Annotated in this window: 13 protein-coding genes, 1 tRNA gene and 2 rRNA genes (1 of these 16 only partly in view); 7 read left to right on the top strand and 9 right to left on the bottom strand. The window is 56.9% G+C overall.

What is annotated here, in order from left to right; all coding sequences use genetic code 11:
• The first annotated feature begins 16 nt into the window (after nt 1–16).
• Nucleotides 17–775 (top strand): DNA-methyltransferase, encoded by a 759-nt coding sequence (locus ACUZ79_RS15030; protein ID WP_449252068.1) that lies wholly within the window; start codon nt 17–19, stop codon nt 773–775.
• Complete coding sequence (locus ACUZ79_RS15025) at nt 766–951, top strand: Com family DNA-binding transcriptional regulator (RefSeq protein WP_449252067.1); 186 nt, start codon at nt 766–768, stop codon at nt 949–951. Before ACUZ79_RS15030 ends, ACUZ79_RS15025 begins: the two co-directional genes overlap by 10 nt.
• Here ACUZ79_RS15025 and ACUZ79_RS15020 read toward each other — a convergent pair.
• Nucleotides 948–1,118 (bottom strand): hypothetical protein, encoded by a 171-nt coding sequence (locus ACUZ79_RS15020; RefSeq protein WP_449252066.1) that lies wholly within the window; start codon nt 1,116–1,118, stop codon nt 948–950. The genes ACUZ79_RS15025 and ACUZ79_RS15020 overlap by 4 nt on opposite strands.
• 183 nt (nt 1,119–1,301) lie before the next feature.
• On the opposite strand from ACUZ79_RS15020, the gene ACUZ79_RS15015 reads away from it, so the two are divergent.
• Together ACUZ79_RS15015 and ACUZ79_RS15010 are read left to right on the top strand one after the other, a co-directional pair.
• Entirely contained in the window at nt 1,302–2,537 is a 1,236-nt protein-coding gene (locus ACUZ79_RS15015; protein ID WP_096152604.1) for an ISL3 family transposase, read from the top strand.
• A gap of 141 nt (nt 2,538–2,678) precedes the next feature.
• A complete protein-coding gene (locus ACUZ79_RS15010; RefSeq protein ID WP_449252065.1) occupies nt 2,679–3,296 on the top strand; it encodes a hypothetical protein in 618 nt (205 codons plus the stop codon).
• An 862-nt stretch (nt 3,297–4,158) separates the two neighbouring features.
• Here ACUZ79_RS15010 and ACUZ79_RS15005 read toward each other — a convergent pair.
• The 4 genes from ACUZ79_RS15005 to ACUZ79_RS14990 all read right to left on the bottom strand — a co-directional run bounded on the left by ACUZ79_RS15005 (nt 4,159) and on the right by ACUZ79_RS14990 (nt 7,410).
• A tRNA-Ser gene (locus ACUZ79_RS15005) sits at nt 4,159–4,252 on the bottom strand.
• 372 nt (nt 4,253–4,624) lie between these two features.
• Entirely contained in the window at nt 4,625–5,443 is an 819-nt protein-coding gene (locus ACUZ79_RS15000; RefSeq protein ID WP_449252064.1) for a tetratricopeptide repeat protein, read from the bottom strand.
• Complete coding sequence (nadD, locus tag ACUZ79_RS14995) at nt 5,437–6,150, bottom strand: nicotinate (nicotinamide) nucleotide adenylyltransferase (protein WP_240825804.1); 714 nt, start codon at nt 6,148–6,150, stop codon at nt 5,437–5,439. Before nadD ends, ACUZ79_RS15000 begins: the two co-directional genes overlap by 7 nt.
• Complete coding sequence (locus tag ACUZ79_RS14990; RefSeq protein ID WP_240825805.1) at nt 6,151–7,410, bottom strand: glutamate-5-semialdehyde dehydrogenase; 1,260 nt, start codon at nt 7,408–7,410, stop codon at nt 6,151–6,153.
• 184 nt (nt 7,411–7,594) lie between these two features.
• Between ACUZ79_RS14990 and ACUZ79_RS14985 the strand changes: the two genes are divergently transcribed.
• From ACUZ79_RS14985 to ACUZ79_RS14975, 3 genes are all read left to right on the top strand, one after another.
• Nucleotides 7,595–8,344 carry a tetratricopeptide repeat protein gene (locus ACUZ79_RS14985; protein WP_240825806.1) on the top strand — a complete coding sequence of 250 codons (750 nt, stop codon included), beginning with the start codon at nt 7,595–7,597 and terminating at the stop codon, nt 8,342–8,344.
• A gap of 128 nt (nt 8,345–8,472) precedes the next feature.
• Nucleotides 8,473–10,323, top strand: a complete 1,851-nt coding sequence (iorA, locus tag ACUZ79_RS14980) for an indolepyruvate ferredoxin oxidoreductase subunit alpha (RefSeq protein ID WP_240825808.1) — start codon at nt 8,473–8,475, stop codon at nt 10,321–10,323.
• 9 nt (nt 10,324–10,332) lie between these two features.
• Nucleotides 10,333–10,941 carry an indolepyruvate oxidoreductase subunit beta gene (locus ACUZ79_RS14975; protein WP_240825809.1) on the top strand — a complete coding sequence of 203 codons (609 nt, stop codon included), beginning with the start codon at nt 10,333–10,335 and terminating at the stop codon, nt 10,939–10,941.
• Nucleotides 10,942–11,048: 107 nt separating this feature from the next.
• Here the strand turns inward: ACUZ79_RS14975 and ACUZ79_RS14970 are convergent, their stop codons facing one another.
• The 4 genes from ACUZ79_RS14970 to ACUZ79_RS14955 form a co-directional block, all read right to left on the bottom strand.
• Entirely contained in the window at nt 11,049–12,803 is a 1,755-nt protein-coding gene (locus tag ACUZ79_RS14970; protein WP_449252063.1) for a methyl-accepting chemotaxis protein, read from the bottom strand.
• A gap of 49 nt (nt 12,804–12,852) precedes the next feature.
• Nucleotides 12,853–14,748: a bifunctional diguanylate cyclase/phosphodiesterase gene (locus ACUZ79_RS14965; protein ID WP_449252062.1), complete on the bottom strand. Its 1,896-nt coding sequence runs from the start codon at nt 14,746–14,748 to the stop codon at nt 12,853–12,855.
• A 1,240-nt stretch (nt 14,749–15,988) separates the two neighbouring features.
• Nucleotides 15,989–16,103 (bottom strand): 5S ribosomal RNA (gene rrf / locus ACUZ79_RS14960).
• 46 nt (nt 16,104–16,149) lie between these two features.
• A 23S ribosomal RNA gene (locus tag ACUZ79_RS14955) occupies nt 16,150–17,338 on the bottom strand (it continues 1,745 nt past the right edge of the window).

Genomic DNA, 17,338 nt, shown 5'->3' with positions numbered 1-17,338 from the left:
AGGCTTCGGACTCCTCATGCAATCGCTTACCCTTTCCCCGTCCATAACGTTGTTCCAGGGCGATGCCCTGGACGTGCTCCGCTCCCTGCCTGACGACAGCGTCGACATGGTGCTGACTGACCCGCCCTACTCAAGCGGTGGGTCGACCTTGTCTGCCCGGCAGGCTGATCCGGCGCAAAAATACCAGGCGACCGGCACCAAACGCACATATCCAGCCATGTTGGGCGATGCCAAAGACCAGCATAGCTGGATCCTGTGGAGTACGTTGTGGCTTTCCCAGTGCTTGCGCGTAGCCCGGGAGGGTGCCGTGTGCCTTGTCTTTACCGACTGGCGGCAGTTGCCCAGCCTTACGGATGCTGTGCAGGCGGCTGGCTGGAAATGGGTGGGCATTATCCCCTGGGACAAGCGCAGCGCCAGGCCGCAAATCGGCAAATTCAAACAACAATGCGAGTACTTGATCTTTGGGATCAAGGGGCACTTCTCACCGCATACACGGCAGTGTCTGCCGGGGTTATACTCATACCCCGTGATAGCTGCGCGCAAAAACCACCTCACAGCCAAACCCGTGCAGCTTCTCCGCGACCTGCTGGCCATCGCGCCTGAAGGCGGGCGTGTGCTGGATCCTTTCATGGGCGGCGGCTCCGTTGGGGCTGCCTGCATTGCCACCGGGCATCCCTACACCGGCGTTGAGCTCTCGCCGGAATATTTCGACATCAGCTCCCGCTGGCTGGCAGACCTGGCCGGCCTTCCTCTGGAGGGGCAGCCGTGCGCGTAACCACCACCCAACCGCTCCCCGAACTGCGCTGTCAGCACTGCGGCAAAAAGCTGGCTGAAGGCTACGTCGACCTGCTGGTCATCAAGTGCCCCCGCTGCCGCGCCTACAACACATTGAGGACGGATTGTCCCAAACGCGAGGGCAATAACCTCCAAAGCCCTGCGCAAAACCACTAAAGAACGGCAAAAAACAGCAAAAAACCACAAAAAAGGCGGAATTTTCCGCCTTTTTTATATTTTCGGTCATTTTCTGGCCTGTTTTCCCATTCTGTACATGTCTTTTTGCCGCTTTTAGCTACCCACAGCCACGCCTTGAGCCCAGATGTGAGCGCTTCTTCCATCATCAAACCTTGCTTTGTAAATTGACTCTAATCTCGGAACTGCCAGCCTCAATGAAAAGTGAGCCCCTCGCAATCTCAAAATAAATCTGCCTTAAGATCGCGATTCTGCTCCAATCAAAAAAATGATGGCTCTTCCGGGTTTTCCGTGGGTAGCTGATCTGCTAATGTCCTTCCCGGAGGGCACCAATGAAGGATACGGACCTATATTTTCGGATTCTCGGGCTGACCGAGCCCTGGTTTGTTGAGGCTGTTGAACTGGACACGGCGGAAGGTCGGGTAGACATCCGCGTGGAGCATGGTCCTGGTGTTCGCTGGTTTTGCCCTACTTGTGGTCGAGAGCTGGCTTGCCGCGACCATGCCGAGCCTCGTGTCTGGCGCCATCTGGACACGTGCCAGTTCAAGACGTTCCTGCATGCTCGGATTCCCCGAGTGGACTGCCCCGAGCATGGCGTCCTTCAGGTCAACGTGCCTTGGGCCGAGTCCAAGGCACGTTTCACCATATTGATGGAGCGATTGATCATCGACGTGCTGACCGAGTGCGCCACCGTAACAGGAGCGCGGCGCATCCTGCGCATCACCTGGGACGAAGCATGGGGTGTCATGGAAAGGGCGGTGCGCCGGGGCCGGGAGCGCAAGCAATCGAATCCCTCGCGGTATCTTGGCGTTGACGAGAAGGCATTCCGCAAGGGGCACGACTATGTGACCGTGGTTTGTGATCTGATCGGCAGCACGGTGGAGTATGTGGCCGACGAGCGTAAGGCCGAAAGCCTTGAGGGGTACTACCTTCAGTTCACCAAGGCGCAGTTGGAGCGGATCAAGGCCGTGGCCATGGACATGTGGGAGCCCTATTTTAAAGCTACGCTCAAACATGTGCCGGACGCGGCGGGGAAAATCGTTCACGATCGGTTCCACGTCATGAAACACGTAGGCGAGGCTGTGGACCGGGTACGCAAGCAAGAGCACCGCGAACTCACAAGTCAGGATGACCATCGACTCAAGGGCACGAAATTCCTCTGGCTATACCGGGAGGAGAATCTGCCGGACAAACACCGGCCAGCCCTGGAGGCCTTGAAGACAGCGAACCTCAAGGTGGCCAAGGCCTGGGCCATGAAGGAAAGCCTGAACGACGTCTGGAAGTACCTGAGCACGGGATGGGCCAGACGTTTTGTGAAGCGATGGCTGGTCTGGGTGAACAGGTCAGATCTTGCCCCAATGCGCAAAGTGGGCGGACTGATTCAGAGACATCTTGAGAACATCCTGACCTTCTGCCGCCACAGGATCACCAACGGCGTGGCCGAGGGCCTCAACAGCAAGATCATGGCCATCAAGAGGAAGGCTTGCGGTTATAGGAACCGGGAGCATTTCAAGACAGCCATCTACTTCTTCTGTGGCGGTCTAAACCTCTACCCGGCCAGTTCCTGACAGGGGTTACCCACGGAAAACCCGGAAGAACCAAAATGATTTCAGTTTTAAACGAGGCAATACCCAGAAGCTGATAAATACCCCTTGACTAACTTAATCAAAAATAGCAGTTTCTAATTAAGAAAAAACAAGGAGTGAAAAATGCCTATCGAAGACGTTTTGTCAATGTTGTCAGCGGAAATAAAGGATTTAGCATCCCAAGCCAATCTTGTAAGCCTTTTAAGGGGGAAATCAAAAAATGACAATGGGAGGTTAACTGAATTTGGAAGGAAATTAATACGGATTTGTTTGGAGCATCAAATTTCACAAAAAAACATTGCTCTTCTGCTTGGCATTAGCGCCTCAGCAGTTAACCAGCATGCAGAAAACACTTCTACTCAAATGAAGGACAACGCCATGAAAAAATATGATGTTATTAATTGGCTGTATGGTGATGTGGCAGTGAATGTTTCGTTTGCAATTCCTGATTTCATTAATGGCATAAAACAAATACCAGAATATAATGGTCAGGCTAAATATGGATCATATAACAATGAAGATTATATTATGATCACAGGTAGCATGGATCTGTCACGTAGTTGCGCTAATGTTATGGGTGAAATTTGCAATTCTAACCGCCCAGCAGGCATCACAGCAAAGATAAAAATTGAGGGTGAAGCCACCCGCGATGGGTTCGTTGAAAACGCCAGCTATCCCTTCATGAGTAAAAATCCTCCGATGGTTCTTATTTGCCTGAAGAAGCTGGTTGTTAAGCCATAACCCCATTTACCCCGATGGATAAACCAATTGTTGAAGCAAGATTGCTTTCAGTAAAACGAATCCCTCGAGATAGTTACAGCTATCGCGAGGGATACAAATATGCCAAGAAACCCAGATGACCGGCAACTTGGCAGATCCGTGAACGTACACGTTTGCACAAGATGATTATTTATTAACAGTAAAGGTAGCTTTCGTAAAGACCCGGAGGGATGTTTTATCCATTAGGAGGTAACCATGACAACTCGTCCTAGTTACTAGGTGGTCTTCCGCATGTGGTTTCGTCATCCGAAATCCAGAAAGATTATTCGCACCGGGCGCCGATCCCCATTTGGGTAAAGGCGTAACAAGAGAGAGGTAAGGGAATTTTCCCTTACCTCTTTTTTTGTAGCACTTGCCAGAGCTCTGCCAAGCGCTTGGGGGAAGCGGATATTGCTGCAAGCAAAATCTAAAGAGATCACATGCAAAGGGAGATGCCGCTCCGCCGCGCACCCCAGAAAAAAAGCACTCCTCCGCCCCAAACCTTCGGCGTTTTTTTGACGCTTCTGTGCAATCCCAGGGACTGCGCAAAGGGCAGGCAAATCTACGGGGCCAGGGGCGGGAAAGGGAAACTCTCCGTTGCACGCAATGCAGCCATTTGCAAATGATTGCAGGCTGATTGCACACATCCTTGCCATTCAATTAGGCATAATGTGCCTATTTTTTTACCTTTTTAAAAAAAACGTGACCGTCTGAATCGTGTTGTTTTGCAAGGGCCTGCGAACAGTATCACGAATGAAATCACGAATTGTCCCTAGGCACACCCAAAATCAGGGCATAAAAAAAGAGCTGGTCACATTTGTAACCAGCTCAAATTATTTACTAATGGCGGAGAGGGTGGGATTCGAACCCACGTAGGAGCTATTAACCCCTAACTCGATTTCGAGTCGAGCGCGTTACGGCCGCTTCGCTACCTCTCCGCAGGCCACAAAGGGCGTTGGGTGCCCCGCTTGCAGCCGAAGGCGGTATATAGCCTATCTTTGGGTGAAAGGCAATGCTTCTGTCTCACAATGGCGCGTCGCCGCTGTGCTTTGTCTCAAAATGGCTAAGAGTCGCCCGCAATTCCTTTATTTACATCCCCCGGCAACCTGAGGGAAACGCCCCCATGGATATAGGCGCAAGGCCGAGGACAGAAGATCATCAGGTAAGAAGGGACCGGGAAGCAGGCCAAAATTTTCGTCCAGCCCTGACCAGCCAAGGAAAAAGGCCGCGTGCCCATATCTACGATATCGTCCTAGTCACGCTCTCTCCCCTCCTGCAAAACCCGCCCGTAGTGCTTGCCTGCGCCACTCCTAGTGCTTGCCCAGCGCCGCCATGACCTCCAGAGCATCAGCCTGCTCGGGGTCTGTCTGCAAGGCGCGCAGGGCGTTATCTTCCGCAGCCTGTTTTTTACGCCAGGCAAGATATAGCTTCGACATTTTGCCAAAGGTGGAGGCATGTCCGCCAAACGTACGCAGCACCGCCTGATACACCGCCTCGGCCTTTTCGTATTCCCGCAGTTCCATCCACGCCGCCACAGCTCCGGTGTAGGCCGAGGCCTCGCGCGGCTGGATGGTCATGGATTCCTCATACATGGCGGCGGCTTCGGCAAACAGCCCGGCAGCGGCAAAAATCTGGCCCATTTGCAGGCGGATGCCTTCCTCATCGCCAAACTCTTCCACTATGCGCTTCAAAAAAGCGCGCCCCTTGGCGACCTGCCCCTCGCGCAAAAAATCGAGCCCGCTGCTGATAAGCTGCTTTTTCCGCTCCAGCCGGGCCTCTGCCTCCTGCTGCACAGCCTGCTCTGCCGCAGTTTGCAGAATCTTTGCCAGCCCATCCAGTACGGTGGAAAGCGTTGCTTCCTTGCCCGCTTGCAGGGTGATGCTGCGCGGATTGCCCGTATTGCCGGGATCAAGCAGCGGTTGCAGGGCGCTATGGCGCACAATGCCCCCCAAAAATTCCCCGATCTGAATATCCAGTTCCGCCCTTGCTGAACGCATCAGCTTTACCCCGGCCAGAAGCCGCAGCGCCTCACTCATGGTCACAAGAGCGCGCTCAACTTCGTCTCGCCGCAGATAGCCCATTGCACGGGCGATATTTTCCCTGATTTCTTTTGGAGCAGTAGTCAGCATGCCGAGCCGTCCTCCAGCCAGTGATGCCGCACTGTTTGAACGTTGCTTCGCAAAATCTGCAAGGCCGCATCCGGCACAAGGAAATCCACGTTCCGGCCTGTCAGCCAAAGTTGACGCACCCGAGATGCGCTCACAGCCAGCCACGGCACAGAAAGAAAATGCGCCAGGCCCCCCCCCGGCAAGACCATGCACGGGCAGGCAGGCAGCAATGGAGCGAACTCTGCGGCATCGGGCCACAAGGCTTTGGCGGCGGTGATAAAATCGGCAGAGGTATGTCCCTTGCGGGGCACAACCACAAAATGACACAGCCGGGGCAGATCCAGCCCCTTATGCCATGTGGAGAGCAAGGCGAAATCCGGGCTGCCCAGAATAAAATACAGATCCGTATCCGGCTCTGCCTCACGATAGGCGCAAAGCGTATCCCACGTATACGACGGCCCCTGGCGCTGAGCCTCCATCCGGTTGCAGCGCAGCCAGGGCAAGCCCTGAGCGCAGGCTTCTACCATGTCGGCGCGCAGATCAAAAGGCAACATGCCGCGCTGCGCCTTGTGCGGCGGTACGGCGCAAGGCACCATATCCACGCCCTGCACAAGATCGCCCAAGGCCTCGCGGGCCTCTATGGCCAGCCGCAGGTGTCCCACATGGGGCGGGTTAAAACTGCCGCCAAGAATGGCTCTGCCCGGCGGGGGAGACGCCGCTTCCGTCATTTATCCGCGCACCTGCCCCTGGCCAAGCACCACAAACTTGGTGGTAGTCAGTTCGTCCACGCCCATGGGGCCGTAGGCATGCAGCTTTGAGGTAGAAATGCCGATCTCCGCGCCCAGGCCAAGCTGCCCGCCATCGTTGAAACGGCTGGAAGCGTTGACTGCCACCATGGAAGCATCCGCCTCGCGCAAAAAGCGCATGGCATGCTCATGGTTGTTGGTGCAGATGATTTCTGTATGATTTGAGCCGTAGCGGGCAATGTGATCCAGCGCGGCATCCATACTTTCCACCACGCAAACAGCAAGCACCAAGGCATGGAATTCCTGCCCGAGATCATCGGGCTGCTGGGCAACGGCAGTCGCGCCAAGCAGGGGCAGCGATTGCGGGCAGGCGCGAAATTCCACCCCGGCAGCGCCAAGCTTTGCCGCCACCTTGGGCAGAAAATCCTTGACCACGTCGCAGTGCACCAGCAGGCATTCCAGCGCGTTGCACACACCGGGGCGCTGCACCTTGCCGTTAAAAACAATCTCTGCGGCTGCATCCAGATCGGCATCCACATCAATATACGCGTGGCACACGCCCTTGAAGTGCTTGAGCACGGGCATGGTGGCAGCTTCGGTCACGGCGCGCACAAGGCCCTCGCCGCCGCGCGGGATGATTACATCAATATAGCTGTCGAGCTTGCACAGAGCGTTGACGGCTTCGTGTCCGGGTATGGACACAAGCTGGGCCGCATCGGCGGGCAATCCCGCCTGGGCCAGCGCATCGCACAGGGCCTTGGCAAGCGCGATGTTGGAGCGCAAGGCCTCGCTGCCGCCGCGCAGAATAACCGCATTGCCCGCCTTGATGCACAAAATGGCGGCGTCGATGGTCACATTGGGGCGCGCCTCGTAGATCATGGCGATCACACCCAACGGCACGCGCATACGGCCCACAAGCAGGCCGTTGGGCCGCTGCCACTGACGCTCCGTAGCGCCCACAGGGTCAGGCAGATTGGCCACGTGGCGGCAGGCTGCGCGCATTTCATCCATGATGGCAGGGGTAAGCGTCAAGCGGTCAAGGCGGGGGGCATCCTGCCCGGCGGCACGGGCCGCAGCAAGGTCTTCCGCATTGGCGGCCAGAATTTCGGCCTCCCGCTCCTGCAGCAGTTGCGCCAGCCCCAGCAGGGCTTGCGTTTTGGCATCGGGGTGGGCCTTGGCTATGGCCCTGGCCGCTTCCTTTGCCCGCGCGCCAAGGCGCGACATTTCTTCTGCAGGCGTCATGCATACTCCTTATTGTATTGGCCGGGGCCGCGCGGGCAGCCTGACCAGAGGATATTTGTTTTGACAGAGGGGCTTATTCTGGCCTAAGAAAAAAGCTTCCGTCCAGCTCCGCCGATCGTGAAACGCGCAGGGCAAACGCGCGGAAAAACTACGGCGGTTCCGCCTCCCTAAGGAGTTTTGATACATGAATCCGCAAAAGAATCAAGGCGCAGAGGATTCCCCCCTGTTGCGCGACCTTCAGGCAGAAGTCAGCTCCGAAAGCGCCCCCATGCTCCAGTTCATGCTGCGCCACGCTGGCACCATAGCCAGCATTGTGGTGCTGTTTGTGCTGGTTCTGGCGGGCACCGGCATCTGGCGCTGGTACAGCACATCTAAAAATGATGAGGCGCGGCAGTCGCTTGCGCGCATTGTGCTGCAAACCAGCGGCCCCGCGCAGGTCAAGGAACTTGCCGCCCTGGCGGAAAAAGCTCCTGCTGACGTGAAGTTTTCCGCCTATCTGGCTCTGGGCCAGAGCGCCATGAGCAACGGCGACAACGCCACTGCCGCAGATGCCTTTGCCAAGGCCGCCAAGGAAAGCGAAGGCCCCCTTGCGCTGATTGCCGGCATGAACGAGGCCGGCGCCATGCTCAAGGCCGGAAAATACGCCGATGCCCTTGCCCTGCTGCAAAAGCTGCAAGCAGCGCTGCCGGGTGAAGTTACAGCTCCCCAGCTCAAGCAGATGATGGCCGAAGCCGCCGTAGCCGCCGGGCAGACAGAACAGGCCGCACGCATATACCTTTCCCTCTCGCGCGAGGCGCAGGGCCTCAACAGCGAATATTTCCGCGCCCGCGCAACCACGCTGGCCCCCAAGATTGTTGAAGAAGAAGCTGCCCAGACTGCGACCCCGGCAGCGCCAGACGGCGCTGGGGAAAAATCTTCCGGCAAAGCCCAGTAAATATCTCTTCGCAAGCCCGCGCATGTGCAAACAGCGCGGGCTTGCGTCATTGTAGGCGGGGCCGCATGGGTCGCGCCATTCTGCATCCAGTTGCGGTTCAGGCGCATATGCCTGGGCCTGGAGGGAACATGAGCAATCATCCGCTGTTGCAGGGCGCTCGCGGCGAGCGGCACCTGCTGTTGGGAAACGAAGCCATTGTGCGCGGCGCGCTTGAAGCGGGTGTGCATATGGTCAGTTGTTACCCTGGCACTCCGTCTTCGGAAGTGCCGGACACGTTCCACCGACTTGGCGGCGAAGGCCGCTATCGGCTGGAATATTCCGTCAACGAGAAGGTGGCTATGGAAGTGGCCGCCGGTGCCGCCCTTGGCGGTGCCATGAGCCTCGTGACCATGAAGCATGTGGGCGTCAACGTGGCTGCCGACCCGCTGTTCACCTCCGTTTACACTGGCCTGCCCGGCGGCATGGTCTTGCTGACGGCAGACGACCCCGGTTGCCACTCGAGCCAGAACGAACAGGACAACCGCACCTATGCGCGCTTTGCCCTGCTTCCCTGTTTTGAGCCTGCCTCAGCGCAGGAAGCCAAGGACATGACCCGCGAGGCCTTTCGTCTTGCCCGCGAGCTGCAACAGCCCGTGATGCTGCGCACCACCACCCGCGTCAGCCACATGCGCGGCGCTGTGGATTTTGACGATCTGCCCGCCACCCAGCCCAAGGTTGAGTTCAAGCGCGACCCGAGCCGTTTTGTGCCGGTTCCCGCTGTGGCCCGCAAGCGCCATCTGGTGCTGGACGGCATCATTGAAAAAGCCCGTCAGTTTGCGGAATCCAGCCGCTTCAATACAGTGCATGAACCCCAGACACCCACGCGCCTCGGCATCATCACCAGCGGCGTGGCCCGCAACTACCTAGCCGACGCCCTTTCGGCTGGCGGATGGGAAGACCGTGTGCGTGTGCTTGAGCTTGGCATGACCTGGCCCCTGCCCACCGCCATGATCACCGAATTTTTACGCGGCTGCGACCGTGTGCTGGTGCTTGAAGAAGGCGTTGACCTGCTGGAGCAGGACATCCGCGCCCTGGTGCAAAAGCAGGACATCCACGTGCGCATTGAAGGCAAGGATTCCGGCCTTACCGGCCAGGGTGAATACTCCACCACCCTTGTCATGCGCCGCCTTTCCTCCTGGCTCGACACGCCCTGCCCGGCCAAGCCCGTGCGCAGCGTGGATATGGAGCTGCCGGGCCGCCCGCCGAACCTCTGCGCCGGTTGCTCGCACCGCGCCGTCTACTATGCCGCGCGGCAGGTTTTTGGCGACGATGCCTTCTACTCCAGCGACATCGGCTGTTACACCCTGGGTCTGTTGCCGCCTCTGCGCGCTGCGGATTTTCTGGTGTGCATGGGGTCTTCCATATCCGCAGGCAGCGGCTTTGCCCGCGCATCGGAAAAACCCGTTGTGGCCTTTATCGGCGACTCCACGTTCTTCCACTCCGGCATGACCGGCCTTGCCAACGCGGTTTTCAACCAGCATGACGTCATTCTGGTCATTCTGGACAACGGCACCACGGCCATGACCGGGCATCAGCCCAACCCCGGCATGCTGCAGGACATGCTTGGCTCCATGAGCCAGCACATGGATATCGAAGCCATTGTGCGCGCCATGGGCGTTACCCAGTGCGCCAAGGTGCGCTCCTTCAACGTGAAGGCCGTCACCAAGGCGCTGGAAGAAATGAAGGCCCAGAGCGGCGTGCGCGTGCTGATTACCGAAGAGCCCTGCGTGCTGTATGCCCGCCGTCAGCTCAAAAAGGCCCAGCCCCAGGTGGCCGAAGTGGCCCAGCAGGGGCCGGAAGCCATGCGCTGCCTTGAGCAGCTGGCCTGCCCCGCCTTTTACCGCGAGGGCGACAATCTTGCTGTGGACGCCACTCTCTGCACGGGCTGCATGGTCTGTTTGCAGGTTGCGCCCACGGCCTTCAAGGCGCGGAAGCGGTAGGGAGATATTATGAAGACACAAGAAATGCAAAAACGGATGCGTATATTCTTTACCGGCGTGGGCGGTCAGGGAACCCTGACGGCCACAACCCTGCTGGCCCGCACGGCGCTGGAAGCCGGACTGGATGTGGTGGCTGGCGAAGTGCACGGCATGGCCCAGCGCGGCGGCGTCGTGGAATCTGTCATGCTGCTTGGCGGCTGGCGTTCCCCCAAGCTGGACTACGGCGAAGCCGATGTGCTGCTTGGCTTTGAGCCGCTGGAAACCCTGCGCGCCCTGCCCTATTTGCAACCCGGCGGCGCGATCTTTTCCAGCAGCGATGCCCTGCCGCCCCTCAGCGTTTCACTGGGCAAGGCAGTGTACCCCGACATGCCGCACATTATGGAAAAGGCCCGTCAGGTCGCCGGACAGTGCCACTTTGTGCCCTGCCGCGAACTTGGCATGCAGGCCGGTTCCGTACAGAGCGGCAACACTGTGCTGCTGAGCGTGGTCTGTTCTTCTGGCGTGCTGCCCTTTGGCGTGGACGCGCTGGAAGCTGCCATTAAAAAATTCCTGCCCGCGAAATTGCAGGAATCCAACCTCAAGGCGCTGGAGCTGGGCAAGGCTTACGTAAATAAATAGCGCCTTACGCTTAGCCTGCGCTGCCGCAGTGCCTGAACGTACTCCATTGAACGCAAGAAGCCCCTTCATTGAAGGGGCTTCTTTTTTGTGGCGGGATAATTTTTGCCTCAGCAGTTCTGCATCTGCTCAATGAGGCCTTCAAGATTTTTGGCCTGGGCAGAAAGCCCCGCAACGGCGCGCGAAGCAGCGTTCATGGCAACAGCTGTTTGCCGCGAAAGGCTGGTAACATCCCCAATAGTACGGTTAATCTGGTCAGTGGCCACAGCCTGCTGCTCGCTGGCGGTGGCAATGGCGCTGACCTGATTAGCGGTTTCTTCCACTGTTCCCACAATGCCCTCCAGCGCCTGCCCTGACTGCTGGGCAGCTTCGGTTGCCAGCGAGATGCCTTTTACCGCTTCCTCCACAGAGGCGGCGCTATGGGCCACGCTTTGCTGAATAGCCTTGATGGCCGTATCAACATCGTGGGTGGAAGCCATTGTTTTTTCCGCAAGTTTGCGCACTTCGTCCGCCACCACGGCAAAGCCGCGCCCTGCATCCCCAGCCCGTGCGGCCTCAATGGCGGCATTGAGGGCGAGCAGATTGGTCTGATCCGCAATATCGGAAATTACGTTCATGATACGCGTGATGGCCTGCGCATGCCCGCCAAGCTGCTCCATATCATCCTTGAGGCGCAAGGAAGTGGAGCGCACGGTTTCAATACTCTCCAGAGCGTGGCGAACCACCTTGGCCCCATCCTCTGCTTTTTGGCGGGTTTCTGCCGAGGAATCAGAAGCCACTGCTGCATTATGCGCAACCTCGCCCACAGTGGCGTTCATCTGCTCCATGCCAGTGGCGGCTTCTGTGAGCCTCTGGGCCGTGCTGTCGGCGCTTTCTTCCGCCTGCCGGATGGTTTCGCCGACCTGACCCGAGGCAGTGGCCACAACGTGAGTCACTTCTTCCAGAGCCTCGGCCACCTGCTGCATGGCCTCTGTTTTTGCCCGTGCATCGCGCTCCGCCGCCTCAGCCTGCTGCAGGGCGGCATTAGCCCTGGCGGATTCTTCTCGGGCCTTTTCCGATTCACTGCGCGCACTTTCTATATGCGCCTTCAGAGCCTGAACCATGAGTACCAGCGAGGCGTACACACCTTGCTGGCGGCCTGAGTGCTCAAGATCGTAATCCCCTTGAGCCACGCGGCACGCTATAAGCTGCAACTGCGCGGGATCCTTGCCGAGCTGACGCTTGATGGCAAGCGTGATGCCCGCCGTAACCGCAATGCTGAACAGTATGCCCACGATGGCAAGCGCGGCCCCGGCCATGCGCGACTGGCGCGCAATTTCCTGCGCGCCCGCCGCAGCCTCCTGACTACGCTGCACGTCGTGCTGTACAAGCTGGTCAAAATAGCGCGCAAGGCGGATAAAATCGGCCCTGCTACGGGTGAACAGCGCAATGGAACCATCAGTGTCACCCTCGCCCGCCAGTCGGATAATTTCTTCGCGTGTGGCTTCCTCCGCACGCAACTGGGCCGTGATGTTGCCCCACAGCTCATCATCCACTTGTTCGCCCGCCTGCTTACGCGTCTCAATCAATGCCTGATAGGCCTCAGCGTGCTGCGCAAACTGCTTGAGTGCGCGCTTGATACGGTCGCGATACTCGGCAATGGTGACTCTATCCGTATGGGGGGTGAGGGCCGCCAGATCTGAACGAGCCGAATAAAGCAGGGAGGCCATGGTCTGCACCGCAACGAGCGAGGGTACATACTGCTGATCCATATGGCTGACGGCGTGATCAATACGATCGGTATTGACGTAATACACGCCGAACAGCGCCAGCATGAGAACAATGATGCTGCTGAACGAAAGAACCAGTTTCGTGGTCAGCTTCATGAACACTCCCGTAGTTTGATTGCTGCCCCTGCGAGGGCAGCAAAGATCGTTAGGCTTCAAGCTGGTAGTTGCTGCCGCTGATGCGTTTGCACTGTTTTTTCAGCGTGGCTGCGGCCCGCGCCAGATCAAAGCTGCTCTGAAAGTTGCTGGCCTTGACGCCGACAATGGTCAGGGACATGAGCGGGAAGCGCTCCTCAATATTGCTGCGGCTTTTGCCCTCAATGTAACCGCGCTGGACGTCATCGGCACTGTAAAAGGCAGGCACGCTATCGTTAAAGGCCGAGATGATGGTTTCGCATACGCTACGAGCTGTCAGGGCGTCTGTTACAGCGATAAAATCATCACCGCCGATGTGCCCCACAAAGTCATCCTCGAGCGCGCTTTCCTTGATGATGGAGGAAAGGCGCTTGAGCGCCCTGTCGCCATTTTTAAAGCCGTATTTGTCGTTGTAAGCCTTGAAGTTGTCGATATCGAAGTAGAGAACAATGCGTGGCAAACCAAGACGCACAAGCCGTTCCAGCTCAATATCTATGAGCGCGTTGCCGGGCAGTTCTGAAAGGGGGTTGAGTTGGCGCGCATTGGCGACCTCAAGCTCAATGCTTTTTTCGAGCAGTTCCTTGACTGTCACCACGCCCTGGTAGCGCCCCTCGCGGGTCACGGTAACAAAATCATAGAGTTTGGCGTCATCACGGCGCATGGCCTGCCGCGCTACCAGATCAATGGTGCACTGGTGGTCTACACACAGAAAGGAGCGGTCCATGACCGCCTCCACGGCTTTGTCGGCAAAAAGGGAAAAACCGAACCTTCCGCTCAGTTGCTCGTGCAGGCGGTTGCGCGTGAGCGCCCCAACGGGAATCTCGCCCATGACAACGCACAGGCTATTGAGCTTGCTGTTTTTTTCAAACAGATCAACCACGCTGCGTATGGGCATGTGCGGCGGTACAACAGTGCCTGGGCGGCAAATGTGCCGCACATGAAACTTGTGGACGCGCGCGCCGAAAAATCTATTTTTAATTTTGTTTTCACGGTGAATGACCTGAAGGGCCTCCGGATCTACGGCCCTAGGCGTGGGGTCTGGCCTGCGGAGAAAATATCCCTGCCCGTAGGGCACATCAAAGCTTATGAGGGTTGCCAGCTCTTCTTCAGTTTCTATGCCCTCGGCAATGATGCGCGTATTGGTGAGCGCCGCGAATTCCTGCATGCTCTTGATAAGCGCCTGCCGGGTAAGATCTTTATCCACACCGCGTATGAGCTGCATGTCGAGCTTGATAAAGTGCGGCTGTACGTCTGATATGAGGTTGAGGCCGGAATAGCCCGCACCTGCATCATCAATGCTGATCTGGTAATTCTGGCCTTTGTAGTGCTCGATAATCTGTTTGAAGCCGCGCAGGTTCACGACGGATTCACGCTCGGTGATTTCAAAAACAATATCTTCGGCGCTGATGGCAAAACGGGTCAGGTATTCCTTGGTGAATCCCATACCGAAATGGGAATCCTGAATAATGTTGGGATTTACATTAAGGAACAGACGGATGCCCGTTGGCATCTGGCGGGCAGCGCGCAGAGCGCTGCGCCTAAAGAGATGCTCAAGCTCCAGCATGCGGCCGTTTTCCAGCGCGCACTGAATGAGGGCCTCGGGATTTTCAAGCGGAGTGCCTGCAGGGCCGCGACCCAACGCTTCGTAACCAAAAACTGCGCCATCACGAAGAGAAACAATGGGCTGGAGCACGCTGGTGATGGTCTGATCCTGGAGCACGTCCAGCAAGGCCTGACGACGCTGATCATCATCATCGGCATTTGCAACATTCAGTGAAGTTGATGCGGGGGGCGGAACCATGGAAGTAGCACGGCGTGGATGAGAGCACGAATCCGCCAAGCTTGCAGGATGCAGCGGCAGATCGCAAAAAGTTTCTACAAATAAATCCTGCGCGGAAGAATCGGGCATGACCCCCTCCACATGACTTGCTGTGTTGGTTGGGCTGCGGTCTGTTCGCCTGAAGTAGGCGGTATCAATCGGCTGTTAGCTCGGTACTCAGACTCGTAGTCACAAACATCACTAAGCCGATACTATGGCGGGTCTGTTACAAAAATAATTGAATTTGACGGCGAATCAAATTCGTCAGAGATAATTTGAAAAGACAATTACCAAAAAGAAAGAGGGAATTGAGCCAATTGTTACAGCAGTATTACGCGACTTTTGACAACAAAGTTACAGCGGTAATTGTGCGTTTGCGCGGGGCCTCAATTGATCGGCGTGTAGATGGGAGAACGGATGATCTTTAGTGATAGCCCTGTCCGATGCGGCAATGATGCCAAGAACACGTTGATCGGCTCAACTTAATTTATTATTGCCCTTCGGGCGCTATCTTCCGCCGTCCGGCGGAGTTTGGTACGCCTGTGCGGCGCGCAGCAAGGCGGGGCCTGTTATGGGGCTACGCCCCCTTCTCGGCCCCCCTTGCATCCCCCCCGAAGCACCCCGAAGAGGGACTACCAATTACCCCAGCATGGCGAGGGCAACGCGGCTGAAGCTCCGGGAGCTTCCTTCCCTCGCTGCGCTCGGTCAGGCGATCTCCCTCCGCGCCGCGTAAATGCCAGATGGCGCATTTGCTTGGATAAAGTCCGTTTCAGCCAACTCCCCTGACAACAATTATACTGTTAAAGCTGGTCGTTGGCTCAAGATGTCTCGCCACAATCGCGGGAATGATGTGAAATGGTTGTGACGCCGCCTTCCATCCCAGCCTTTCTTACGGCCTGCCATCAAAAGGTGGTTGTGGCGTTGACTTCCTTAGACTCGCCGGAGCGTGAGTGGAGGCGATGTGCGGGTGTTGGACGAATTTGCAAAATACGCATTTTGCGGCCTGAAAAGGAAGCGCCGGGATTTTGAGCGCAGCGTACTCAAGTACGTGAGCATCAAAATTTCGGCGCTGACGCATTCAGGGCGTAAAAGACGGGTTTGCGTAAATGCGGCTGACAGGCTCTGGCAGAACTGCAAGCGGTGAGGTTCAAGGGATTTCGGGCAGAGGGAGGCTGTGAAGCAAGAAGGAGAAGGAAGAAGAAGGCCACGCCCAAGGTGGCGTTGCGGTAAAGCGGAGGGATGTTGGCAGGCGAGAAGGCCGCGAGGAAGGAGCAAGGGGGGAAACGACAAAGCCCCTTGCGCTAGTAGCAGCAAGGGGCTTTGGAGCAATCGTTGACAGCGGCCTACTTTCCCACATGACGTTATGCAGTATCATCGGCGATGGAGAGCTTAACTTCCGAGTTCGGAATGGGATCGGGTGTACCCTCTCCTCCATGGCTATCAACGAAATTTGTCAAAATATTAATTGACAGGGACGGAAGGATTTTTTTCAAACACAAGCCGCACGGGCTATTAGTACTGGTCAGCTCCACACCTCGCGGCGCTTCCACCTCCAGCCTATCAACGAGGTAGTCTACCTCGGCCCTTTAGGGATTGCTCCAGGGAGAACTTATCTTAAGGCAGGCTTCCCGCTTAGATGCTTTCAGCGGTTATCCCTTCCGCACATAGCTACCCTGCTGTGCCGTTGGCACGACAACAGGTCCACCAGGGGTGCGTCCATCCCGGTCCTCTCGTACTAGGGACAGGCCCTTTCAATTCTCCAGCGCCCACAGAAGATAGGGACCAAACTGTCTCACGACGTTTTAAACCCAGCTCGCGTACCACTTTAAACGGCGAACAGCCGTACCCTTGGGACCTGCTTCAGCCCCAGGATGTGATGAGCCGACATCGAGGTGCCAAACCGCATCGTCGATGTGAACTCTTGGATGCGATCAGCCTGTTATCCCCGGCGTACCTTTTATCCAATGAGCGATGACCCTTCCATTCGGGATCACCGGATCACTAACACCTACTTTCGTACCTGCTCGAGATGTCTCTCTTGCAGTCAAGCTCCCTTATGCGTTTGCACTCGACGGCTGGTTTCCAATCAGCCTGAGGGAACCTTTGCATGCCTCCGTTACTCTTTAGGAGGCGACCGCCCCAGTCAAACTACCCACCAGACACTGTTCCCTCACCGGATAACGGTCGAGGGTTAGGGACCTGAAAAAACAAGGGTGGTATTTCAACAATGACTCCCCCCATACTAGCGTACAGAGTTCACAGTCTCCCACCTATCCTACACATGCAGTTCCAAATCCCAATGTCAAGCTATAGTAAAGGTGCACAGGGTCTTTCCGTCTTTCTGCGGGTACACGGCATTTTCACCGCGACTTCAATTTCACCGAGTCTCTGGCCGAGACAGTGTGGAGATCGTTACGCCATTCGTGCAGGTCGGAACTTACCCGACAAGGAATTTCGCTACCTTAGGACCGTTATAGTTACGGCCGCCGTTTACCGGGGCTTCAATTCGAAGCTTCGCTTGCGCTGACCTCTCCTTTTAACCTTCCGGCACCGGGCAGGCGTCAGTCCGTATACGTCGTCTTTAGGACTTCGCACAGACCTATGTTTTTAGTAAACAGTCGCCACCACCATTTCTCTGCGGCTCCCTCAGGCTCGTTAAGTGAATTAACTTCACCCGGAG

Source organism: Desulfovibrio faecalis, from assembly GCF_053570625.1.
Note: the sequence above shows the minus strand (reverse complement) of the source record. Positions and strands in the feature narration are given on the sequence as shown.